The organism is Spirillospora sp. NPDC127506 (assembly GCF_040302145.1).
Taxonomy (GTDB): Bacteria; Actinomycetota; Actinomycetes; order Streptosporangiales; family Streptosporangiaceae; genus Spirillospora.
Window position 1 is genome coordinate 73264 of record NZ_JBEORG010000003.1, and the last position, 21709, is coordinate 94972.

The following is a 21709-nucleotide window of genomic DNA, read 5'->3' on the forward strand; positions in this document are numbered from 1 at the left end:
CCATGGACGCGGGGACACCGAGCGGGGTGGAGGGAAGGGCAGTTGTCGCAGAACCACCACTACGACGCCGTGGTGCTGGGCGGGGGAACGGCGGGGGAACGGGTCGCGGCGGGCCTCGCCCGCGCCGGCCGGGACGTCGCGCTCGTGGAGAGCCGCCTGGTCGGCGGGGAGTCCCCGTACTTCGCGTGCGTCCCGTCCAAGTCGCTGCTGCTGTCGGCGCGGCGCGGCGAGACCTGGGAGATGGCGCTCGCCCGCCGCGACGCGCTGACCGGGCGCGACGCGCCGGCCGGGCGGCGCGGCGACGACCCGGCCGTCGCGCGGATGGCCGAGGACGGCGTCACCGTGCTGCGCGGCCGGGGCCGCGTCCTCGAACCCGGGCGGGTCGAGGTGGACGGGGCCGTGCACGGCTACGGCGACCTCGTCGTCTGCACCGGCGGCGAGCCGGTGATCCCGCCCGTCGAGGGGCTCGCGGACGTCCCGCTGTGGACGAGCGCCGAGGCGCTGTCGGTGCCCGACCTGCCGCGCCGGCTGGTGATCCTCGGCGGCGGCCCGGTCGGCTGCGAGCTGGCGCAGGTGTACGCGGCGTTCGGGTCGCAGGTCGCGGTCGTCGAGTCGTCCGGGCGGCTGCTGACCGCGGAGGCGCCGTTCGCCGGCGAGATCCTCGCGGACGCGCTGCGCCGCATGGGCGTCGACCTGCGGCTCGGCGCCGCCGTCGGCAACGCCGAGCGCAAGGACGTCGGCGTGCGGCTGTGGCTGTCGGACGGCGGGACGCTGGACGCCGACCGCGTCCTCGTCGCCGCCGGGCGCCGCCCGCGCGTGGCGGGGCTCGGGCTGGAGAACCTCGGCGTCGCGGTCCGGCCCGGCGAGGGCATCCCCGTGGACGAGACGTGCGCGGTGCCGTCCGCGACCGGGGGCGTGTGGGCGGCGGGCGACGTCACGGGCGTCGCGCGCACCGCGCACGCGGCCCGCTACCAGGCGGACGTCGTGCTGTCGAACCTCCTCGGGCGGCGCCGCGAGGCCGACTACCGCGCGATCCCCCGCGTCGTCTACACCTCCCCCACCGTCTACTCGGTCGGGATCTCCCCCACACAGGCGGAGGAACTTCGCATAGACCTCGCCACCGCCGGGTACGACCTCGCCGCGACGGCGCGGGCCGCGGTGGAGGCCGACGAGCGCGGCCGGGTGGAACTCTACGCCGACCGCTCCCGCGGGCTCCTGGTCGGCGCCGCCGCGGCCGGACGCTACGCCGAGGAGTGGATGAGCGAGATCGCACTGGCCATCCGGGCGGAGACGCCGCTGAGCCTGCTCGCCGACGTCGTCCACCCGTTCCCGACGTACGGCGAGGCGGTGGAGGCGCCGCTGCGCGAGCTGGCGGGCGGCCTGCCCGGCGGGACTGCTGAGGAGGAGCCGAGATGAGCGAGACCGACGACCTGGACCGCCTGGCCCCGGACACCGTCGACGAGGCCGACGCGTTCGAGCAGCGGGTCGCCCTCGACGAGGCGGGCGACCCGGTCGGCGCCGCCCCGATGCCGGACGACGCGAACGCCGCCGACGCCGCCGAGCAGCGCGCCGCGCTGGACGAGGCCGGCGACCGCGTCGACATCGCCCCGATACCGGACGACGCGAACGAGGCCGACGTGGCCGAGCAGCGCCGCGAGGTGCCGGTGGACGAGGACGACTACCGGTGACCTGCGTTGGCTCCCGCCACAGGCAACAAGGTTTACCGAAAGTATCGGTGCGGGGCGCTCGGCCCCCGGCGGGAATACACTGACCTGCGCGAAGGAACGACGCCGGTCCTCATGTGCGACCGGCGGAGTTACCCGCGCGTAGGATGATGTGATTGTTCACACGCGGCGGAGCACCCCCTCCCGCCGCGACGATTCGGTGATCGGAGAGTGTGGTGACCGCGACCCCGGACGCCCGCCCCCGCGGCACGAGGCTGCCGCGGCTGGCGCGCCGCAAGCAGCTGCTCGGCGCGGCCCAGGAGGTGTTCGTCGCGCAGGGGTACCACGCTGCGGCGATGGACGAGATCGCCGAGCGCGCAGGCGTCAGCAAACCCGTGCTCTACCAGCACTTCCCGGGCAAGCTGGAGCTGTACCTCGCCCTGCTGGACGAGCACGCCGAGGCCCTGGTGAAGATCGTCCGCGAGGCGCTGGAGTCCACCACGGACAACAAGCTGCGCGTCCAGGCGAGCATGCAGGCCTTCTACGACTTCGTCGACGGCGAGGGCGAGGCGTACCGGCTCGTCTTCGAGTCCGATCTGCGCAACGTGGCGCCCGTCCGGGCCCGCGTCGAGCGCGCCAACCAGCAGTGCGCCGAGATGATCGCCCAGGTCATCGCCGAGGACACCAACGCCCCCGCCGAGGAGGCGCACCTGCTCGGCATGGGCCTGGTCGGCATGGCGGAGGTCAGCGCCCGGTTCTGGCTCTCCCAGCACCGCCCGATCCCCAAGGACACCGCGGAGAAGGTCATCGCCCGGCTCGCCTGGCGCGGCATCTCCGGCTTCCCCCGCACGGCGGACCAGGGCTGACCGGCCGCACGGCGCCCCCCGGCGGCACACCGGCCCCGGCGGGACGATCTCCGCGCGGCGGCCGGCGGTGCGTTCACCCTCGGCTCAACCGAGTGACCGCGGATCCGGTGATCTCCGTGCGACCATCGGAGGGGACCCGCCGGTGGTCGGCGGGCGCGAGGGACGACGGGAGCAGCGCGTTGCAGGTTCGCATCGGGGTGCAGAACGTGCCGAGGGAACTGGTGGTGGACACGGCGCAGTCGGCCGACGAGGTGACGGACGCGCTGTCCGCCGCGCTCACCGAGCCGAACGGCGTGCTCGTCCTCAAGGACAGGCGCGCGGGGCGCGTCGCGGTCCCGGCCGCCAGCGTCGGCTACCTGGAGATCTCCGAGGAGGAGCAGCGCAGCGTGGGCTTCGGCACGCAGTACACGTGACGGCCCGGCCCGGTTCGACCGGGCCTTGACCTGCATTTTGTTTCAACCCGACACAACGGGCATATCGATCGTCGTTCACGGGCCGTCCGGCCCACGGAAAAGGAGTGGATGATCGACATGCTCACGACGATCCTCTGGTTCATCGTCGTCGGTGCCGTCATCGGAGCCCTCGCCCGGCTGCTCGTCCCGGGCCGCAACCCGATCGGTATCCTGCTGACGATCCTCGTCGGCATCGCCGGCGCGATCCTCGGCGGCGTGGTCGCGGACGCGCTCGGCGCGGGCACCCTCGTCGCCTTCGTGTTCTCGGTCGTCATCGCGGCGCTCGGCGTGGCCGCGCTGACGGCGCTGAACACGCGCGGGCGCGGCAGCGGCCGCAGGAGCGGCTGGCGCACCCGCCGCGGCACGTTCTGACGCGCCGCCCACCGACCGACCCCCAGCGAAGGCCCCCGTCCGCCAGGCGGGGGCTTTCCCCGTACCGGCGGGCCTCCGGACGCCCGGCCGGGCGTCCGCCCCGGCCGCGACCTGTCCGGATGTGGCCGCTCGCGCGGACCGCGCCGGCGAGCCGGGGAGCGCCTCCGCCCCCGCCGGATAATGCCTGGAGGAACGGGCATGGAATAGACGAAACCGCGGAAACGTTGGGTCCAGTGATCGGCTATTGGTGTATGCAACTGCCGGTCGGTACACTGCGTCGCGGAGTGTGACCGCACGCAGCCACAGCGAGTGACTGCTTTCAACCCCTGACTGCGGTCGCCGAGAGATTTGATCAACGGCTGGTCCCTCCCGCGCGAGCGCGCGGCAACAGGTACGACGGACGCGTCCGCGAGGACGGAGTCGCGCCGGCGAGCCGCGCCGCACCCGGGAGCGGAGACCCCGCACATTGGAGGCTGAAAGCCCTGACTACCTTTCGTGAACTCGGGGTCGTCCCCGAGATAGCAGACGCCCTTGAAGCCGAGGGCATCGTGGAAGCGTTCCCCATCCAGGAGCTCGCCCTGCCGATCGCGCTGGGCGGGCACGACATCATCGGCCAGGCCCGCACGGGCACCGGCAAGACCCTCGCGTTCGGCGCCGCGCTGCTGCAGCGCATCGAGCACGGCGGCAGGGAGCCGCGGGCGCTCGTCGTCGCCCCGACCCGCGAGCTGGCCCTCCAGGTCACCGACGACCTGCTCGTCGCCGGCGGCAAGCTCGGCACCCGCGTCCTGTCCGTCTACGGCGGGCGCGCGTACGAGCCGCAGATCAGCGCGCTGCGCGAGGGCGTCGACGTCGTCGTCGGCACGCCCGGCCGGCTCCTCGACCTCGTGAAGCAGAAGCACCTCGACCTGTCCAAGGTCGGGATCCTGGTGCTGGACGAGGCCGACCGCATGCTCGACCTCGGCTTCCTGCCCGACATCGAGCGGATCGTCGAGCGGATCCCGAAGCAGCGGCAGACGATGCTGTTCTCGGCCACCATGCCGGGCGAGATCGTCGCGCTGTCGCGCAAGTACCTGACCCGCCCGACCAACGTCCGGGCCGAGTCGCACACCGAGTCGGACGCGGCGCCGCAGGTCGCCCAGCACGTGTTCCAGGCCCACCAGATGGACAAGCCGGAGATGCTCGCGCGCCTCCTGCAGGCCGAGGGCCGCGGGCTGACCATGGTGTTCTGCCAGACGAAGCGGGCCTGCGACCGCGTGGCCGCCGACCTGGCGCAGCGCGGCTTCGACGCCGCCGCCGTGCACGGCGACCTCGGGCAGAGCCAGCGCGAGCGGGCGCTCCGCGCGTTCCGCAACGGCAAGATCGGCGTGCTGGTGGCCACCGACGTGGCGGCACGCGGCCTCGACGTCGACGACGTCACGCACGTCGTCAACTACGAGTGCCCCGACAGCGCCGACACCTACGTGCACCGCATCGGCCGGACGGGCCGCGCGGGCAAGAAGGGCGTCGCGGTCACGTTCGTCGACTGGTCCGACCTCACCCGGTGGAAGCTGATCAACGGCCAGCTCGACCTGCCGTTCGCCGCCCCCGAGGAGACCTACTCGACGTCCCCGCACTTCTTCGCGGCGCTCGGCATCCCCGAGGGCACGAAGGGCACGCTGCCGAAGGAGAAGCGGCACGGGCGCGCCGGGCTGGACGCCGAGGAGCTGGAGGACATCGGCGAGACCGGCAAGGTCCGCAGCCACCCGCGCGGCGACCGGGACCGGGAGCGCGAGCGTCCCCGGCCGCGCCGCCGCAAGCGCAACCGGACCCGCACCCGGGCCGGCAAGCCGGTCGAGGCGGCCGCGGCGGAGGCCGAGGCCGCCGCGGACGACAACGTCGTCGACGCGGTCGCGACCGAGCGCAAGCGCAGCCGCACCCGCCGCCGCACCCGCTCCGGCCGGCCCGCCGCAGGGCAGGCCGAGGCCGCCGAGGCGTCGCAGACGGCGTGATCCACCAGGTCACGACCGCGAGACCTCCACCGGGTCTCGCGGTTGTGCTATGTCCGGGCGTGGCCGCGGTCCCCGTTCCGGCCGTCCCGTAGCCGCAGGGCGGTGCCGGGGTGATCGGTCACGAGGACGGCGACGCGCGGGTCGCCGAGGAAGCGCCGCATCACGGTCTCGGCGTTGACCGTCCAGATCATGGCGGGGACGCCGGCGCGGCCGCACTGCCGCAGCACGCCGACGCGGGCCAGCCGGTGGTTGAGCGCGACCATGTCGGCGCCCGCCCGGCGGACGAGGCGCAGCGGCGCGAAGTCGTGCGCGGCGCCGCGCTCCCACAGGTTGCGCCCGACCGACAGGGCCGTCCGCACCCCCGGGAAGCTCTTCTTGATCTCGAAGAGGGAGCCGACCTCGCGGGTGGTGACGACGAACCCGTCCCGTCCGAACGCCTCCACGGCGAGCGCGACGGTCTCGTGCTCGCAGCCGCGCTCCTTGAGGTCGAGATGGCCCAGGGCGCGGCCCGCGATGACGTCCATGGCGTCGCTGACGAGGGGGACGGGCCGGGTCGCGAGGTCCTGGATCCGGGCATAGCTCAGCCGGCTCAGGCGGAGCCCGCCGACCTCCGGGTCGTGGTGGACGACGAGGCGCCCGTCGCCCGTCCGCCTGATGTCGATCTCCACGTACTCGGCGCCGGACGCGGCGGCCTCGCTGAGCCCCGCCAGCCCCGCCTCGTCACGGCGGTGCGCGGAGATGGCCGGCTTGGAAGGCACGCTCGTGACGCTACCACCGAAACTTTTTCACCGATGCCATTGACTAGGCTGGTACCCCGTGAGTACGCCCCGGTTCCTGACCCTGCCCCCCGGCGTCAGCCGTACGACGGTCGAGACCTCCCGCGGCCCGTTCGCCGCGCTGGAGGCGCTCCCCGGATCGGGCGTGCCCGAACGCTGCCCCGCCCTGCTCGTCCCGGGCCTCACCGGCAGCAAGGAGGACTTCCTCGCCGTCCTGCAGACGCTCGCCGCGTCCGGGCGCCGGGTCGTCGCCGTCGACATGCGCGGCCAGTACGAGTCGCTCGGCCCTGACGACGCCTCCGCCTACACCCGCGCGGCCCTGGGCGACGACATCGCGGCCCTGCTGGACGTCCTCGGCCCCGACCCGGTCCACCTGGTGGGGCACTCGTTCGGCGGTCTCGTGTGCCGGGAGACCGTCCTCTCCGGGGCGCTTCCGGCCTCGCTCACGCTGATGAGCTCGGGTCCGTCCGCCGTCGACGGCCAGGCCGCGGCGAAGGCCCGCGCCCTCCGCGACGCCATCCCGGAACTGGGCATGGAGCAGATCTGGGCGCTCAGCCTCGAACCCGACTATGTCGGACGGGGCCTCCAGGATGAGATCCTCGCGTTCCTGCGGGCCCGTACGCTCGGCAACTCCGAGAAGGGCCTGGCCTGCATGGCGAACGAGATCCTCACGGCGCCCGATCTCGTCGACGAGCTCGCCAAGCACTGCACCGAGTCCAGCCTGCGCACGCTCGTCCTCTACGGCGAGGACGACGACGTGTGGTCCCCCGCGGCCCAGGCCGTCATGGCCGAGCGCCTGGGCGCCGCGAAGGTGGTCATCCCGGGGGCCGCCCACTCCCCCGCCTGGGAGGCCCCCGAGACCACGGCCGCCGCGCTCCGCACGTTCTGGAACGAGGCGGAGCACACGCTCAAGTAGCGGTCAGCGGCCCGCCCCTTCGGCGAAGTAGTGGCCCAGCTCCAGGTCGTCGAGGAGGCCGGGGCGGGTCGGCCGCCAGCCCACCAGCTCGCGGGTCAGCGCGCTCGACGCCGGGCTGTCGGCCCCGACCATCGGGGCGAGCCACCCGAAGTGCCCGGGGGCGTCCTCCGGGGCGATGGAAGCGGCCGGCACGCCGAGCCGGCGTCCGATCACCTCGGCGACGGCGCGCAGCGGCACACCCTCGTCGGCGGCGGCGTGCAGCGCCGACCCGGCCGGGGCCTTCTCCAGCGCCAGCCGGAACAGGCTCGCGGCGTCCTGGACGTGCCCGGCGGGCCAGCGGTTGGCCCCGTCCCCGAGGTAACCGGAGACCCCCTTGGCGCGGGCGATGGCGACCAGACCCGCCACGAACCCCTTGTCCCCTTCGCCGTGCACGGTCGGGGGGAGCCGCACGACGGACGAGCGGACACCGCGCGACGCGAGGGAGAGCGTGAGGCCGGCCGTGCCCTGGCGGACCGACGGCCCCTCCCCCCATCCGGCGGCGTCGCCCTCGTCCCGCTCGGTCGCCACGCGTCCCGGCGCGAGGCCGAGCAGCCCGGACGCGAGCACGAACGGCCTGCCGGTGCCGGCGAGCGCGTCGGCGAACGTCTCGACCGCGCGGCGGTCGGCGTTGGCGGCGTCCAGGAAGCGGCCCTCCCCGAACGCGACGTCGTGCTTGAACGCGAGGTGGACCACCCCGTCCGAACCGGCGGCCGCGTCCCGCAGGACGCCGAGGTCGTCCAGGCTGCCGCGCCGCACCTCGGCTCCGGCCTTGCCGAGCGCCGCGGCCGACGCGTCCGACCGCGCGAGCCCGACGACCTCGTGACCCGCGCCGATGAGCTCGGGGACGACGGCGGACCCGATCCAGCCGGACGCCCCGGTGACGAAAACGCGCATGAGGAAACCTCCAGTACCGCGACCGATGTCAGTCACTGTCGTCACCGTAGCACACCGATGTCAGTCCCTGTCATCGGCTAGGATCGCGTCGTATGGGGCGATGGGAGCCGAACGCGCGCGGCCGGCTCGAACAGGCGGCACTGGACCTCTACGAGGAACGCGGTTTCGAGAAGACGACCGTGGCGGAGATCGCCGCGCGCGCGGGCGTCACCGAGCGGACGTACTTCCGCCATTTCGCCGACAAGCGCGAGGTCCTGTTCGGCGGCACGGCCGAACTCCAGGACATGCTCACGTCCGCCGTGGCCGACGCCCCCGCCTCCGCGACCCCGCTGGAGGCGACGGCCCTGGCGCTGGAGGCGGTCGGCGGCGTCTTCCTGGGGAACCTCGACCGGGCCCGCCGCCGCCAGGCGATCATCATGGCGAACCCGGAGCTGCGCGAACGCGAGCTGATCAAGATGGCCGGCTTCGCCGCGGCCCTCGCCGGGACCCTGCGCGAGCGCGGCGTCCCGGACCCGGCCGCCGCCCTGACCGCCGAGGCCGGGATCGCCGTCCTCAAGGTCGCGTTCGCACGCTGGCTGGACGCCCCGGCCGGGAAGGAACTCCTCGACTTCATCCGGGAGTCCCTCGCCGAGCTGAGGTCCGTGGCACGCTCGGCCGGCCCCGCGGCCGTGTGAGCACGGCGGCCGGCCGCCGTCCGGCGCGGTGCGCGGCCGCCTATGACCGGCCCTGGTGCTCGCGGACCAGGGGCAGGAAGAGGTCGTCGACGATCGACTGGACGCGGGCGGGCTTCACGGGTTCGAGGTTCATGAGCAGGTCGTGCCGCACCAGGTCGAACGGCAGGGCGAGCACGTCTGCGGGGATCCGGTCCAGGTCGATCTCACCGCGGTCGTGGGCGCGCCGGTAGATGGTCTCGACGCGGGTGAGCCGCTGCTCGCCCAGGATGCGGTCGCGCACCTGGGTGGGGGTGAGCCCCGTGTCGGCCAGCAGCCCGGAGAAGGCGGTGACCGCGACGGTGACGAAGAAGGCGGCGCGGGCCTCGCCCATGCCGGTGAGCGCGGCGACGAGGTCGCCGCGCAGGGTTCCGGTGTCGGGGATGTCGACCGGATGGCTGCTGCGGTGGTGCTCCAGCGCGGCGAGCGCGAGCTCGTCCTTGTTGGCCCAGCGCCGGTACAGCACGGCGATGCCGGTGCCGGCGCGGGCGGCGACCGACTCCATGGTCAGCTTCGCGAAGCCCGTCTCGACCAGCTCGTTCCAGGCGGCGTCCAGCAGCGCCGCCTCGAGTTCGGCTCCGCGGCGGCGCCGGCGAACGGGTTGGGTGTCGGAGGTCACAGCCCCGATTATAAGGGAGGTTTGCATTCCTTATCGGGGCGGCCTACTCTCATAAGAGATGGATTCCACTCTTATTTGAACGGAGCGACCGGCATGACCACTGCCACGGGCACGCGTTCCACCTTCTTCACCGACCCCGGGATGAACTCCATGACCCGGGCGATGCTCGGCCGCGTCCACACCGGCGCGGCGGACACCGGCGAGGCGCTGACCACGATCGACCGCATCACCGACGGCGACTACGCCTCATGGGAGCGCGAATGGGAGGCGACGGCGGACCGCGTCGCCGCGATCGGCGGCGACAGCCTGCGCCGGGGCCACCGGGTGAGCGCCCGCGGCGCCCTGCTGCGCGCCGCGACCTACTACACCGCGTGCGTCCTGGTGGCCGACGGGTGCGCCGACCCGGACGCCGTGATCGCGCGGACGTTCGCCGCGTACCGCCGGTGCTGGGAGGGGTACCTCGGCCTGCTGGACGAACCGCCCGAACGGCTCGACATCCCCTACGAGGACACGACGCTGCCCGGCTGGTTCTTCCCCGCGCGCGGGGAGGGCCCGAAACCGACGCTGGTGGTGACCAACGGCGCGGACGGCGCGCTGAGCTACCTGTGGCCCGGCCACGGTTCCGAGGCCGCGGCGCGCGGCTACAACGTCGTGCTGTTCGACGGGCCCGGCCAGCAGCGCATGCTGTTCGAGCGGGGCGTGCCGTTCCGTCCCGACTGGGAGAACGTCCTCACACCGGTCGTCGACACCGTGCTGCGCCGCCCGGACGTCGACCCGGGGCGGCTCGCGCTCTACGCCGTCAGCCAGGGCGGCTACTGGGCCCCGCGCGCGCTGGCGTTCGAGCACCGCTTCGCCGCGGCCGTGATCGACGGCGGGGTGGTCGACGTGACCGCGGCGTGGGAGGCCGTGCTGACGCCCGAGCAGAAGGCGCTGCTCGACGGCGGCGAGCGCGACCGGTTCAACGCGGCCCTCGACCGCGCCCCGGCGGGCACCAGGCGGATGCTCACCTGGCGGGCCAAGCCGTACGGCCGGCCGACCCTCTTCGACACCTACCTGGGCGTCCGCCCGTACCGGATCACCCCGGAGCTCGCCGCGCGGATCACGACGCCGGTGCTGATCGCCGACCCGGACGACGAGCGGTACTTCGCCGGCCAGCCCGAGCGCCTGTACGACATGCTGCCGGGCGAGAAGGAGCTCGTCCGCTTCACCGAGGCCGAAGGGGCCGCCGGACACTGCCAGCCGATGGCGCGCGCCCTCGCCGCCCAGCGGTTCTTCGACTTCCTGGACGACCGGGTCGGTCTCACCGCCGCCATCGATCAGGCCGGCGCGCCCTTGTAGACGCGGCCGTCCTTGATGATCACCTTCAGATTGGCGGCGGGGTCCGCCAGCAGGCTCAGGTCCCGTGTGGGATCGCCGTCGACCAGGAGCAGGTCGGCCCATGCCCCCTTCGCGATGACGCCCAGGTGGGCGACATGGGGCTCGGTGCCGTAGGCGGCCGCGTCGGCGGCGGTCGGGACCTGGTACGGGTCGCGCGGGCCGGACTTGCGGAACAGCTCGGCGTTACCGGACGTCGCGATCCGCAACGCCGCCATGGGTCCGCCCGCGAGCCCGGCCAGCCGGGCGAGCATCTCGCTCTGCCTGGCGCTGCGGGCGGGGTCGAGCATCAGGTCGGTGCCGAACGCGATCCGCACCCCATGCTCCAGCGCCCACCCGAAGACGCGTTCGACCCCCTCGCACACCTGCCGGTTCTTCTCGGCCGACGCCGGGTTCGGGTACGTGTGGTCGCTCTCGGCGAACGGCTGGACGCACAGCCAGGCACCGTGGTCGGCCATGAACCTGAGGTCGTCCTCCGCCGCCAGGTGCCCGTGTTCGATCACCTGGACGCCCGCCTCGACCGCCCGGCGGATGCCGGCCCCGGTGTAGACGTGGACCGCCACGTAGGTGCCCCAGTCGGCCGCCGCCCGGACTCCGGCTCGCAGCTCCTCCGCGGTGTACTGCAGGACGTCCAGGTGGTCATAGGCCGAGGCGACGCCGCCGCCCGCCATCATCTTGATCTGGGAGGCGCCCTTCTTCAACTGCTCGCGGACGCCCGCCAGCACCTGCGCCGGGCCGTCGGCGATCCGCATGAGCCCGAGCTGCTCGGCACGCGTCGCGGTCCCGCCCAGCACGGTCGGCACGTCGTAGACCATGCCGTAGTCGCCGTGCCCGCCGGTCTGCGAGAGCCCCGCCTGGCTGGGATAGATCCGCGGGCCGGGCAGCGCACCCGCGTCGATCATGCGCTTGAGGTCGCCGGTGTCGCCCGCCATGTCGCGGACCGTGGTGAACCCGCGCATCAGCATCGCCTCGGCCTCGGCCGCGCCCTTGAGGTATCCCAGGCCCGCGCCCCCGAGCATCAGCTCGCTCTGCGTGGCGCCCGCCAGGATCAGATGGGCGTGGGCGTCGCTGAGCCCGGGGATGAGCGTCGCCCCGCGCCCGTCGATGACCGTGTCCCCCGCGGGCGGCTCCCCCTCCCCCACGGCTGCGATCTTGGTGCCTTCGGTCACCACGTGCCCGGCCCGGACCCGGTCGCTCACCCCGTCGAAGATCCGCACATCCCGGATCACGATCGTCCGGGCGCCCCCCTGTGCACTCACGCCCGCCTAGTGCCCGCTGCGCGGCCGCCGAACCACCCCCGCCGGCCACGACCCCCGCGCTACCTCAGGCGTTGCGCTTTCAGAACGATGTCGTGGGTGTGGCTGTGATGGGCTCCGGCGGGGGTCGGCGAGGTGCGCGGGCGGGTCTCGTCGGCCTGGACGGTCCAGGCGTCGTCGAGGAACCCGGCGATGTCGGCGGGCGCGTAGTAGTCGGCGGGATCGAAGCCGGGCCGCGACGGCAGGCCGCTGAGATCGTGGCTGACGAAAAGCAGGGTGCCTCCGGGAGCGACAGCGGACAGGAGGGCCCGGAGCGCGGTGTGACCCGGCCTGCGCGGCAGCGGGAAGAACTGGACGGACACCAGGTCGAACGCGGCGACCGGAGGCGGTGTGGCGGTCAGGTCGGCACGTGCCCAGGCGATACGGCCGGCGACGTCCCCGGCCGCCGCCGCCGCACGCTCCAGGGCGGTACGAGAGATGTCGACCGCGGTGACCTGCCAGCCGTGCCGGGCCAGCCATATCGCGTCGGCCCCTTCGCCGCAGCCCACGTCGAGCGCCTGCCCCGGCTGCAACCCCGCGGCCTCGGCGACGAGCGCCTCGTTGGGCTCGCCGTCATAGAGCCGATCGCGGCTGCGGTACCTCTCATCCCAGTACTGAGCGTCCATGCTCCGAGGTTGCCCCCACCCGCCGCGGTCCGACAAAGCCCTTTGCGGAAAAAGCAAAGCGGGGGGTTACCGTGGGCGGCATGGATGACGGCGTGGACGCTCTGGTGCGGGAGCAGATCGCTTACTACCGGGCGCGGGCGCCCGAGTACGACCGCGAGTACCTTGAGCGCGGTGATCTGCCCGAGTTGGGGCCGGTTTTCGACGCGCTTCCGGTCTCCGGTGACGTGCTGGAACTGGCCTGCGGGACCGGGCAGTGGACGGGGCGGCTGGCGGCGCGGGCGCGTTCGGTGACCGCCGTGGACGCCTCGCCCGAGGTGCTGGCCATCGCGCGGGAACGCGCGGCCGCCGAGTACGTGTGCGCCGACCTGTTCACGTGGCGCCCGGCCCGGCGCTACGACACGGTCTTCTTCGCCTTCTGGCTGTCGCACGTGCCGCCGGCGCTGCTGCCCGGCTTCTGGGAGACCGTCGCGGACGCGCTCGTCCCCGGCGGCGCGGCCGTGTTCCTCGACAACGGGCCGGGGGAGGCCGCGATCGAGGACGTTCTCACCGGGCAGCCCGTCCCGTCGGTGCGGCGGAGGCTCGGTGACGGCAGCGAGCACCGCGTCGTCAAGGTGTTCCACGAGCCCGAGCTCTTGGAGCGCGACCTGGCGGGTCTGGGGTGGTCTGCGCGGGTCCGGCCGGTGGGCGCGAACTTCATCGCGGGGAGCGCTCGGCGGGATCGATGAGGACGCCGGGATTGAGGATCGCCGCCGGGTCGAGGGCGGACTTCACGGCGCGCAGGGCGGCGGCGAAGGGGGCGGGGCGCTGCCGGTCGTACCAGGGGCGGTGATCGCGGCCCACGGCGTGGTGGTGGGTGATGGTCGCGCCGTGCGCCGAGAGGACGCCGGAGACCGCCGATTTGATCTCGTCCCACTGCGCGACGGTCGAACCCCAGCGACCGGCGGCGTAGACGCCGAAGTAGGGCGCCGGGCCGTCCGGGTAGACGTGGGTGAAGCGGCACGTCACCACGCCCGGCGCGCCGACCGCGCGCATCGACTCCCTGGCCGCCGCCACGACCGCCTCGCGCAGGGCGGGGAAGGCGCCCCACGTGCAGGCGGTCTCGAAGGTCTCCACGATCATGCCGTGGGCGGCGAGGGCGTCGCGCTGGTAGGGCATGCGCAGGAACGCGGTGCGCCAGGTGCCGGACGCGTCGCGCGCCGAGCGCGGCTGCGGACGGCCGCCGTGGTCCCCGCACAGTTCCAGGGCCCGGTCCAGGGACGCGTCGACAGGGTGATCGGCGGACTCGAAGCCCAGCACCAGCACGCCGCCGGGCGAGTCGGTGCCGGCGTTCAGCAGCGCTTCCATGGGGTCGAGCAGGCGGCAGTTCGCCGGGTTGAGACCGGACTGCGCCAGGGCGCGGGTCGCGTCGACGGCGTCGTCATAGCGTGCGAAGAGGACCGATGCCCCGGCGCGCCATCGCGGGCGCTCCTGGAGGCGCATCCACGCCTCGGTGATGACGCCGAGGGCGCCCTCCGAGCCCAGGAAGAGGCGGTCCGGGGACGGGCCCGCGCCCGAGCCGGGCAGCCGCAGGGACTCGCTCACCCCTATCGGCGTCACCACCCGCATCGACTCGACGAGGTCGTCGATGTGGGTGAGGACGGTCGCGTAGTGGCCGCCCGAGCGGGTGGCCAGCCATCCGCCGAGCGTGGAGAACTCGAACGACTGCGGGAAGTGCCGCAGGGTCAGCCCGTGCGGGCGCAGGCGGTCTTCGAGGGCCGGGCCGTAGACGCCCGCCTGGATCCGGGCGGCGCGGGCGGCGGCGTCCACCTCGATCACCTCGCCGAGCCGGCCGAGGTCGAGACTGACCGCGCCGGCGTGGTCACCGTCCAGGCGCGGCTCGACGCCTCCGACGACCGAGCTTCCGCCGCCGTAGGGGATCACCGCGATCCCGGCGCCGGCGCACCAGTCGAGCACGTCGACCACATCGCGTTCGCCGCGCGGCCGCACCACCAGGTCGGGGACGTCCCCGAGCTCGCCCAGCAGGTTGCGGACCACGTCGCGGAACGCCTTGCCCCGGGCGTGCCCGGCGCGGTCTGCGGGGTCGTCCGAGCAGAGGCCGGCGAGCGCCGGGGGCGGCGAGACCCGCGGCGGCGCCAGGCCCAGCTCGCCGACCGGCGGCGGTTCGTGATCGGCCAGGTCGGCGCCCGGCAGCAGCGCGGCCACCCGGCCGATCAGCGCCGCCCGCTCCGCGCCGGTGACCGCGTCCTCCAGATGACCCCAGCCCCACCAAGACCGCATCACCCCATGATGCCGGGATCCGGCCGCGGCTGGAGCTGGACGAGGATCATCCAGGCGGCGCCGTCCTCGCGGTAGGCGGCGCGGACGCGGTAGCTGCCGGGCGGCAGGTCGATGCGCAGGTGGTTGCCGGGTTCCGGGGTCGCTCCGGGCCACGCGGCGTCGATGAGGACGACCGGGCCGTCCACGTCCCAGACGAGGTCTTCACCGGCGTCCCATCGGACGTCCCGGAGGGCGCTGCGCGCCGCGGCGAGCAGTTCGGCCTCCGAGTCGGCCGCGGCCCAGCGCACGAAGAGCCGCTCGTCGGGCAGGTAGGTCGTGATGGCGGGCTCGTCGCCGAGGACGAGCCCCTGCCCGGCGCCGACGTCCACCAGCCCTATGTAGCCCTCGACCGCGCACGCGCGCCCGTAGTCGCCCCACGTCTCCACCGGGCCGTCGTCGTCCGCCACGCCGCCCCAGTGGGCGAGCTGCGACGCGGGCGCGGCCAGCAGCGGCCCTCCCCCGGACTCGACCCACGTCAGCCCCATCGCTTCCCGCCTTCCGTCGGTGGCCGCGCCACAGTACAGGGCGCCTCCGACATCCGCGCACCTCTTCTCTTCGACCTGGGCTTATGTGACGATTGAGAGTAAGGCGCGGCGGTGCGGCGGGCACGAGGGGGAATCATGCGCAAGGTCGTCGACTGCAGGGACATGCCGAGCGAGATGGGGTGCACGCTCACCATCAGCGGCGAGGAGGACGAGGTCGTCCGCGCCGCCGCCGAGCACGCCGCCTCCGTGCACGGGCACGAGGACACGCCCGAGCTGCGGGACGAGATCCGCCACAACCTCAAGAACGAGGAGTTGAGCGTCCGGTAGGACCCGGGACGGCGCGGCGCGCGTACCACGAGGGCCCCGGCGAAGACGCATCCTGAGCGGAACGAGGGGGCGGTGTCGGACGCGCCCGGCGGTAATGACACACTTACATGAGTTTGTCTCATGGAGGTGTCCATTGCCCGCGACCGTCCAGCCCCCCGAGAGCGTCACCTGGCGGATCCACCTCGACCGGACCATGTGGGTCGGCGGGGTGCGCAGCCTGATGCTGCAAGCGCTGCACCCCATGGCGATGTGGGGGGTGTGGCAGAACTCGAACTTCCGCGAAGACCCGTTCGGACGGCTCCAGCGGACGTCCGACTTCGTGGGGCTCGGCACGTTCGGCAGCCCGGAGGAGGTCGAGAAGGCCGCGTACCGGGTGCGGGAGATCCACCGGAGCCTGCGCATCCTCAACCACGACACCGGCAAGAAGGAGCGGCTCGACCAGCCGGAGCTGCTGCTGTGGGTGCACTGCGCCGAGGTCTACTCCTACCTGGAGGTGGCGCGGCGCGCCGGGCTGCCGCTCACCGACGCCATGGCCGACCGGTACCTGGACGAGCAGCGCAAGTCGGCGGCGCTCGTCGGGCTGCACGCCGAGGACGTTCCCGGCAGCGTCGCCGAGATGGAGGCGTTCTTCGCCGAGATGCGGCCGAGGCTGCGCGTCACCGAGGAGGCCGCGGAGACCGTCCGGTTCCTCATGTGGCCGGCGCTGCCGGACAACCTGAAGTTCCTAGCGCCGGGGAAGCCCGGCTACTTCCCGTTCGGGGCGCTCTGCTACTACACCCTGCCGGACTGGGCGCGCGCGATGTACGGGACGCTGCCGGAGGTGCCGCAGCCCGCGGTGACGGCGGCGCTGAGATCGTTCCGGCTCGCGATGAACTCCGTCCCGGAGCGGCTGCACGACTACGCGTTCGCGAAGAACACCCGCGACATGCTCGAACGGTGCAGGCGGCGGCTCGCCGCCGAAGGTTACGACCTCAGCAAGGGGCTGTACGGGCTCCGCGACCCGCGCCGCTGGCCGGGCAGGCGGGCGCTCGAGCCGGCCTAGCCGGCCGGGAGGGCCGCCCAGGGCTCCTTGCGCGGGGCGGCCTCCTGCCCCTCCGGGCAGTGGCGGGCGAAGTCGCACCACCCGCACAGGGTGCTCGGGCGCGGCGGGAAGACCTCGTCGTCCGTGCGGCCGTGCGACCGGTACGCCTCGTCGGCCGCGGCGGCCTCGGCGGCGATCTGCTCGGCGCGGCGCATGTGCCGGGCCAGGGACTCGTCGGTGTGCTCCCACACCGCGACCTCGCCGGACGGCAGATGGTGCAGCTCGACCCGGCGGCACGGGCGGCGCAGGACGCGCGACGCCGCCGCCGCGTAGATCGCGAGGGCGAGGGAGCCGCGGGCGTCGTCCGAGGTCAGGACGTGCCGCCCCGTCTTGTAGTCGACGACGACGAGCTCCTCGCCGCGCGCGTCGAGGCGGTCGATGCGGCCGGACACCGCGATCCGGTCGGTGCGGGTCGCGACCGTGCGCTCGACGCCGAGCGGCTCGTCGGCCGGGTCGAGGCCCGCGACGTAGCGTTCGGTCATCTCGCGGGCCCGCTCGCGCCACCGCGCGGACTGCGCCTCGTCGCGGAAGCCCTCCGTCAGCCAGCCCCGCACCAGCAGCCGCCCGGCGGCCTCGGGCGTGCGCTCGGCGAGCGGCAGCCGCCACCAGCCCGCCAGGGCGTTGTGCACGCTCGCGCCGAGACTGTTGTGCGCCCACGGCGGGCCCTTCGGCGGCATCGGACGATCGAGGTAGGTCATCCGGTAGCGGCGCGGGCAGTCCAGCCAGGTGTTCAGCCGCGACGGCGTGCACGTGTACAGCCGCTGGGGCATCCCGTCGAAGCCCAGCTGCTCCACGGTCAGCCGCCCACGTCAGTCGTCGGACTCGTTCGCCAGCGAGCCCCAGGTCTCCCAGCGGGCGTCCTCGTCGCCGACCGTGGTCTCCTCGCCCTGCGCGGGCAGGACCTTCAGCTCCTTCGGCAGCGGGGTCAGCAGCGCGCCGATCGAGTTGAGCTGCTTGCGCAGGTCCTCGAACACGCCGCCGATCGAGCCGGGACGGCCGCGGTGCAGCGTGTCGCCGGAGAACAGGACGCCGAGCTGCTCGCTGATCACGCAGACGCTGCCGGGGGTGTGGCCCGGGGTGTGCACGACCTCCAGCTGCGCTTCGCCGATCTCGAAGACGCCGCCGTCCTCCAGCCAGATGTCGGGTTCGAGGGAGCGGAGCGCCTTGGCGTCGTCCTCGTCCTCCTCCTCTTTGGCGAGGCGGCCGAAGTAGTCGCGCCACAGCAGCCGGTCGGCCCGGTGCATCGCGATGGGAGCCCAGTCGTCCTCGTCCTCCTCGCCGGCGGCGGCGACCTCCAGCACCACGTTGAGGTGGTGCTCGTTGCCGTCGGTCAGGATGACGGCCATGACCTCGCGGTCGCCGACCTCCTTGAGGATGGCCTCGGCGTCGTACGCCGGGTCGATCACGATGACCTCGTCGTCGTCGCCGACGATGTAGGTGTTGTTCTCGACGTCGTACTCGGTGTCGTCCAGGGTGAGCTTCCCCGACGTCACCACCTGTTCGATGCGCGCGTCCACGCAACGCACCCTACCGTGCTTCGCGGCCCCGATCCGGCACACGGAGATCACTGCCGGACGCGGCCTCCGCGAGCCGCTCGAACGCCTCCGGCGCGGTGGTCTCCGCGCCGAGCCGGTCGCCGGTCAGCGCCCCGTGGTCGTCGCTGGAGCCGGTCGCGGCGAGCCCGAGCGACTTGGCGAGGCCGTGCAGGTGGGCGCGGTCCTCCGGGAGGTGGTCGGGGTGGTCGGCCTCGACCCCGGCGAGCCCGGCGGCGGCGAGGCGCTCGATCACCTCGTCCTCGAACACGCAGCCGCGGCGGCGCGCCCGCGGGTGCGCCAGCACGCACACTCCCCCGGCCGCGCGGACGAGCCCGATCGCCCGCTCCGGGTCGAGCGCGTACCGCTCGACGTAGGCGCGGCCGCCCTGCGCGATCCACTGGGAGGTGAACGCCTCGTCCGCCGTCCTGATCGCGCCGGCCTCGACCATGGCGCGCGCGATGTGCGGGCGCCCGACCGCCTCGCCGCGCGCGAGCGCCCGGACCATGCCCCACGTGACGTCCACGCCGAGGTCGCGGAGCCGGTCGACCATGCCCCGCGCCCGGATCACCCGGTCGTCGCAGATGCGGGCCAGCTCGGCGGCGAGCTCCGGATGCTCCGGGTCGAACAGGTAGCCGAGCATGTGCAGGCTGCGGCCGTCCTCCTTGCACGACAGCTCGATGCCGGGGACGAGCGCCAGCCCGTCCGGCAGCGCGCCCGCGGCCTCGTCCCACCCGGCGACGGTGTCGTGGTCGGTGAGCGCGACGACGTCCAGTCCGCGGGCCCGCGCCCGCCTGACCACCTCGGCGGGCGGCCTGGTGCCGTCGGACGCGTCGCTGTGGCAGTGCAGGTCGATCCGCATCAGCCGGTCCGGGTCATTCGTCGAGCCGGGGGGTGTAGGCGCCGTAGGGAAGGTCGATCTCCATGCCCGGTTCGCGCAGGTCGAGGAGGTTCTGGGTCTCCAGCATCAGGACGCCGGCGTCCGCGGGCCACAGCACCGCCCACAGCCAGTTGCCCATCGCCTCGCCGACGAAGACGGCGCGGTCGGCGCGGTCGGGGCCGGTGCGGACCGCCCACATGGGCACCGACCGCCCGCACGTCGCGGCCGGGCCGCTGATGTCGAGCTTCACGTGCGGGGGGCTCCCGTTGAACGCCTCGCCGGGGTCGGGGGCGTCGAGTCCCGCGTAGTGGGCGCCGAGCCCGATGCCGGGCTCCTCGGCGATCAGCAGCAGGTCGGCGGGGCCGCGCAGCAGCCCCGGCCCGGACACGGCGACGGCCGTCGCCCGCGCGCCCGAGCGGTCGTCCCCGACCGTGGCGAAGCCCGTGACGAGCCAGGCCGGCGGAAGGGGCCATGGCGTCCAGACGGGGACCTTCGCGTCGCGCAGCACGGCGGCGAGCCCGTCCGGGCCGGGACGTTTGGACGGCTGCCTCGGCAGGACGGCTCCGTGCACGCCGCAGTTCCAGTCGCTGGACCAGAGTCCCGGTGCGCGAAGTGGCCCCGCGCAGCGCGGGCACATGGGCTCCGCCCTCATGAGTACCCACCTTGCGCGGCCACGTCCCGGGTCGTCAAGTTCGGCCAGGTAGCCGCCTGGGAAAGGGGGAACAAACTGAGGTCATGAGGAAGCGTTGCGTCGGCGGGATCGTGCACGACGGGGAGGGGCGCCTGCTGCTGGTGCGGCGCGGGCGCCCGCCCGGCGAGGGCCAGTGGTCCATCCCCGGCGGGCGGGTCGAGCCCGGCGAGGACGACCCGGCGGCGGTCGCGCGGGAGCTGAAGGAGGAGACCGGCCTGGACGTCGCCGTCGGCGCCCTCGCCGGGACGGTCGAGCGCCCCGGCCCGGACGGCGTCACCTACGAGATCCACGACTACACGGCCACCGTGACGGGCGGGACGCTCCGCGCGGGCGACGACGCGGCCGAGGCGCGCTGGGTGCGCGTGGACGACCTCGGCGGCCTGCCGGTCACACCGGGGCTCGTCGACGCGCTCAGGCAGTGGGGCGTCCTATGACACCGGCACCGGTTCCGTGTCCGGCGCGGCGGGCACGTCGTCCTGCGCGGTGAGCCGCTGGATCCGCATCCGGCGCGCCAGCCACACGACCGCCAGCGCGTAGAGCACCATCGGGACGACGTCGGCGAGCACGACCTGCCAGGGGACGCTGCCCTGCTCCATGTCCAGCTTGCCGACCGCCGCCGGGAGCAGGAACGCCATCAGGTTGTTGAAGACGTGCAGGGCGATGCCCGATTCGAGGCCGCCCGTCCGCACGGCCAGCCACGCCGCGATCGCGCCGAACAGGAAGATGTCGAGGATGCCCCAGCTCGTGTAGCCGTGCCCGGCCGTGAACAGCGCGGATCCGACGACGATGCCGGGCCAGGGGGTGCGGAACACCGCGCTGAAGATCCGCCCCACCGGGCCCCGGGCGTTCTCCAGCGTGCAGGCGCCCACGGCCTGGAGCAGCCAGCCGCGGAAGACGTACTCCTCGGCCGCCGCCTGGAACGGCACCAGCAGCACGATCACGAGCGCGGGGACCAGGAACGCGCCCCACCCGACCCAGTGCTCGTCGCCGCCGGACCGGTCGTCCATCGCGAGGGCCGCAAGGATCGACGTCCCGTACGACACGAGGCAGAACAGGACCGCCAGGCCGGAGCACACCAGCAGCCAGCGCCACCGCAGCCGTCCCGCGACCGACGACAGCGTGCCCGGCCGCCGCCGCTGGATCAGCCACGCCGCCCCGAGCACCGGCGGCAGGAACAGGGCGAGCGCCGCCAGGTTGAACGCGACGTCGGCGGTGGCGTTGCCGAAGATCGTGTCGCCGTCCGCCCCGGCGGGGTCGGTGAACTCCCCGGTGACCGCGACCTTGATGATCGCCCCGACGGCCATCAGGACCAGGACGAAGACCATCCCGACGACGAGGATGGAGACGGTCCCCACCAGCGGGCGCCACCACCGGTGCGCCTCGTTCCGCGCCGCCTGGTGGTACGGGCGGCCCTTCGGCGGCTCGACCGTCCACGGCCGCTTGACGGGCTGCGCGCCGTACACCGGCGCGTACGGCCCCGGCCCGTACCCCCATCCCTCCGGCCGCGCCGCGGCCCCCGGCCAGTAGGGCATCCCGGGCGTGTACTCCGGAGCGCCCCCGTGTGCCCGCCCGTAGGGCTGCGCCTGCCCGTACGGCTGCTCGTACGGCTGCCCGTACGGCTGCCCGTACGGCTGCCCGTACGGCTGCCCGTACGACTGCCCGTAGGGCTGCGGCGGAGCCGGCGGCCCGGGCGGGTTCCGCGGCTCGGAAGGGGCGGGGTCGACGGGCGCCCAGCCGTCGGTCTCCCCTGGCTCTGACACGTCCGACCCCTCCCGGTGAACCTTCGCGTAGGTGGGACGAATCGTA

Annotated in this window: 25 protein-coding genes; 13 read left to right on the forward strand and 12 right to left on the reverse strand. The window is 73.9% G+C overall.

Features of this window, described 5'->3' with window-relative positions; all coding sequences use genetic code 11:
- Window positions 1-42 precede the first annotated feature (42 nt).
- The 6 genes from ABTW95_RS04680 to ABTW95_RS04705 all read left to right on the forward strand — a co-directional run bounded on the left by ABTW95_RS04680 (window position 43) and on the right by ABTW95_RS04705 (window position 5342).
- The gene (locus ABTW95_RS04680) at window positions 43-1416 is read left to right on the forward strand and encodes a dihydrolipoyl dehydrogenase family protein (RefSeq protein WP_396448332.1); all 1374 of its coding nucleotides are present in this window, start codon (window positions 43-45) and stop codon (window positions 1414-1416) included.
- Window positions 1413-1688, forward strand: a complete 276-nt coding sequence (locus tag ABTW95_RS04685) for an Rv3202a family protein (protein ID WP_500224567.1) — start codon at window positions 1413-1415, stop codon at window positions 1686-1688. The genes ABTW95_RS04680 and ABTW95_RS04685 overlap by 4 nt, the downstream gene beginning before the upstream one ends.
- 212 nt (window positions 1689-1900) lie before the next feature.
- Window positions 1901-2530 carry a TetR/AcrR family transcriptional regulator gene (locus tag ABTW95_RS04690; protein WP_396448330.1) on the forward strand — a complete coding sequence of 210 codons (630 nt, stop codon included), beginning with the start codon at window positions 1901-1903 and terminating at the stop codon, window positions 2528-2530.
- 179 nt (window positions 2531-2709) lie between these two features.
- Entirely contained in the window at window positions 2710-2943 is a 234-nt protein-coding gene (locus ABTW95_RS04695) for a DUF3107 domain-containing protein (RefSeq protein WP_396448328.1), read from the forward strand.
- A gap of 108 nt (window positions 2944-3051) precedes the next feature.
- Window positions 3052-3354, forward strand: a complete 303-nt coding sequence (locus ABTW95_RS04700; protein WP_396448327.1) for a GlsB/YeaQ/YmgE family stress response membrane protein — start codon at window positions 3052-3054, stop codon at window positions 3352-3354.
- Between the two features lie 548 nt (window positions 3355-3902).
- Complete coding sequence (locus ABTW95_RS04705; RefSeq protein ID WP_396448326.1) at window positions 3903-5342, forward strand: DEAD/DEAH box helicase; 1440 nt, start codon at window positions 3903-3905, stop codon at window positions 5340-5342.
- A gap of 47 nt (window positions 5343-5389) precedes the next feature.
- Here ABTW95_RS04705 and ABTW95_RS04710 read toward each other — a convergent pair whose 3' ends face one another.
- A complete protein-coding gene (locus ABTW95_RS04710; protein WP_500224571.1) occupies window positions 5390-6100 on the reverse strand; it encodes a glycerophosphodiester phosphodiesterase in 711 nt (236 codons plus the stop codon).
- A gap of 58 nt (window positions 6101-6158) precedes the next feature.
- On the opposite strand from ABTW95_RS04710, the gene ABTW95_RS04715 reads away from it, so the two are divergent.
- Window positions 6159-7034, forward strand: a complete 876-nt coding sequence (locus tag ABTW95_RS04715; RefSeq protein ID WP_500224573.1) for an alpha/beta fold hydrolase — start codon at window positions 6159-6161, stop codon at window positions 7032-7034.
- A gap of 3 nt (window positions 7035-7037) precedes the next feature.
- Here the strand turns inward: ABTW95_RS04715 and ABTW95_RS04720 are convergent, their stop codons facing one another.
- Window positions 7038-7967 (reverse strand): SDR family oxidoreductase, encoded by a 930-nt coding sequence (locus tag ABTW95_RS04720; protein WP_500224575.1) that lies wholly within the window; start codon window positions 7965-7967, stop codon window positions 7038-7040.
- A 92-nt stretch (window positions 7968-8059) separates the two neighbouring features.
- Between ABTW95_RS04720 and ABTW95_RS04725 the strand changes: the two genes are divergently transcribed.
- Window positions 8060-8641, forward strand: a complete 582-nt coding sequence (locus tag ABTW95_RS04725) for a TetR/AcrR family transcriptional regulator (RefSeq protein ID WP_500224576.1) — start codon at window positions 8060-8062, stop codon at window positions 8639-8641.
- Between the two features lie 40 nt (window positions 8642-8681).
- Here the strand turns inward: ABTW95_RS04725 and ABTW95_RS04730 are convergent, their stop codons facing one another.
- Complete coding sequence (locus tag ABTW95_RS04730; RefSeq protein ID WP_500224579.1) at window positions 8682-9296, reverse strand: TetR/AcrR family transcriptional regulator; 615 nt, start codon at window positions 9294-9296, stop codon at window positions 8682-8684.
- A 93-nt stretch (window positions 9297-9389) separates the two neighbouring features.
- Here ABTW95_RS04730 and ABTW95_RS04735 point away from each other — a divergent pair, with 93 nt between their 5' ends.
- Window positions 9390-10634, forward strand: coding sequence for an alpha/beta hydrolase family protein (locus tag ABTW95_RS04735; protein ID WP_500224580.1), 1245 nt, complete (start codon window positions 9390-9392; stop codon window positions 10632-10634).
- Here the strand turns inward: ABTW95_RS04735 and ABTW95_RS04740 are convergent.
- Entirely contained in the window at window positions 10613-11929 is a 1317-nt protein-coding gene (locus ABTW95_RS04740) for a metal-dependent hydrolase family protein (RefSeq protein WP_500224582.1), read from the reverse strand. The two genes, ABTW95_RS04735 and ABTW95_RS04740, sit on opposite strands and share 22 nt — an antisense overlap.
- Before the next feature lie 59 nt (window positions 11930-11988).
- Window positions 11989-12591 carry a class I SAM-dependent methyltransferase gene (locus ABTW95_RS04745; RefSeq protein ID WP_500224584.1) on the reverse strand — a complete coding sequence of 201 codons (603 nt, stop codon included), beginning with the start codon at window positions 12589-12591 and terminating at the stop codon, window positions 11989-11991.
- 80 nt (window positions 12592-12671) lie between these two features.
- Here ABTW95_RS04745 and ABTW95_RS04750 point away from each other — a divergent pair, with 80 nt between their 5' ends.
- Window positions 12672-13316, forward strand: a complete 645-nt coding sequence (locus ABTW95_RS04750) for a class I SAM-dependent methyltransferase (protein ID WP_500224586.1) — start codon at window positions 12672-12674, stop codon at window positions 13314-13316.
- On the opposite strand, the gene ABTW95_RS04755 is transcribed toward ABTW95_RS04750, so the two are convergent.
- Together ABTW95_RS04755 and ABTW95_RS04760 are read right to left on the reverse strand one after the other, a co-directional pair.
- Window positions 13285-14868 (reverse strand): FAD-binding oxidoreductase, encoded by a 1584-nt coding sequence (locus ABTW95_RS04755; protein WP_500224589.1) that lies wholly within the window; start codon window positions 14866-14868, stop codon window positions 13285-13287. The two genes, ABTW95_RS04750 and ABTW95_RS04755, sit on opposite strands and share 32 nt — an antisense overlap.
- Window positions 14868-15392: an Imm21 family immunity protein gene (locus ABTW95_RS04760; RefSeq protein WP_500224592.1), complete on the reverse strand. Its 525-nt coding sequence runs from the start codon at window positions 15390-15392 to the stop codon at window positions 14868-14870. The genes ABTW95_RS04755 and ABTW95_RS04760 overlap by 1 nt, the downstream gene beginning before the upstream one ends.
- A 135-nt stretch (window positions 15393-15527) precedes the next feature.
- Between ABTW95_RS04760 and ABTW95_RS04765 the strand changes: the two genes are divergently transcribed.
- On the forward strand, window positions 15528-15719 hold the full coding sequence (locus ABTW95_RS04765) for a DUF1059 domain-containing protein (RefSeq protein WP_500224594.1): 192 nt from the start codon (window positions 15528-15530) through the stop codon (window positions 15717-15719).
- Between the two features lie 133 nt (window positions 15720-15852).
- Window positions 15853-16761, forward strand: coding sequence for an oxygenase MpaB family protein (locus tag ABTW95_RS04770; protein ID WP_500224595.1), 909 nt, complete (start codon window positions 15853-15855; stop codon window positions 16759-16761).
- Here ABTW95_RS04770 and ABTW95_RS04775 read toward each other — a convergent pair.
- Genes ABTW95_RS04775 through ABTW95_RS04790 form a run of 4 tightly spaced genes read right to left on the reverse strand, consistent with a single transcriptional unit; the run spans window position 16758 to window position 19864 of the window.
- Window positions 16758-17594 carry a RecB family exonuclease gene (locus ABTW95_RS04775; RefSeq protein WP_500224597.1) on the reverse strand — a complete coding sequence of 279 codons (837 nt, stop codon included), beginning with the start codon at window positions 17592-17594 and terminating at the stop codon, window positions 16758-16760. The two genes, ABTW95_RS04770 and ABTW95_RS04775, sit on opposite strands and share 4 nt — an antisense overlap.
- Before the next feature lie 15 nt (window positions 17595-17609).
- On the reverse strand, window positions 17610-18317 hold the full coding sequence (locus ABTW95_RS04780) for an MBL fold metallo-hydrolase (RefSeq protein WP_500224599.1): 708 nt from the start codon (window positions 18315-18317) through the stop codon (window positions 17610-17612).
- A gap of 10 nt (window positions 18318-18327) precedes the next feature.
- Window positions 18328-19194: a PHP domain-containing protein gene (locus ABTW95_RS04785; protein ID WP_500224602.1), complete on the reverse strand. Its 867-nt coding sequence runs from the start codon at window positions 19192-19194 to the stop codon at window positions 18328-18330.
- A gap of 13 nt (window positions 19195-19207) precedes the next feature.
- On the reverse strand, window positions 19208-19864 hold the full coding sequence (locus ABTW95_RS04790; RefSeq protein WP_396448310.1) for a DUF6758 family protein: 657 nt from the start codon (window positions 19862-19864) through the stop codon (window positions 19208-19210).
- Between the two features lie 83 nt (window positions 19865-19947).
- Between ABTW95_RS04790 and ABTW95_RS04795 the strand changes: the two genes are divergently transcribed.
- A complete protein-coding gene (locus tag ABTW95_RS04795) occupies window positions 19948-20337 on the forward strand; it encodes an NUDIX hydrolase (RefSeq protein ID WP_396448309.1) in 390 nt (129 codons plus the stop codon).
- Here ABTW95_RS04795 and ABTW95_RS04800 read toward each other — a convergent pair.
- Window positions 20332-21663: a CPBP family intramembrane glutamic endopeptidase gene (locus ABTW95_RS04800; RefSeq protein ID WP_500224608.1), complete on the reverse strand. Its 1332-nt coding sequence runs from the start codon at window positions 21661-21663 to the stop codon at window positions 20332-20334. The two genes, ABTW95_RS04795 and ABTW95_RS04800, sit on opposite strands and share 6 nt — an antisense overlap.
- Window positions 21664-21709 lie beyond the last annotated feature (46 nt).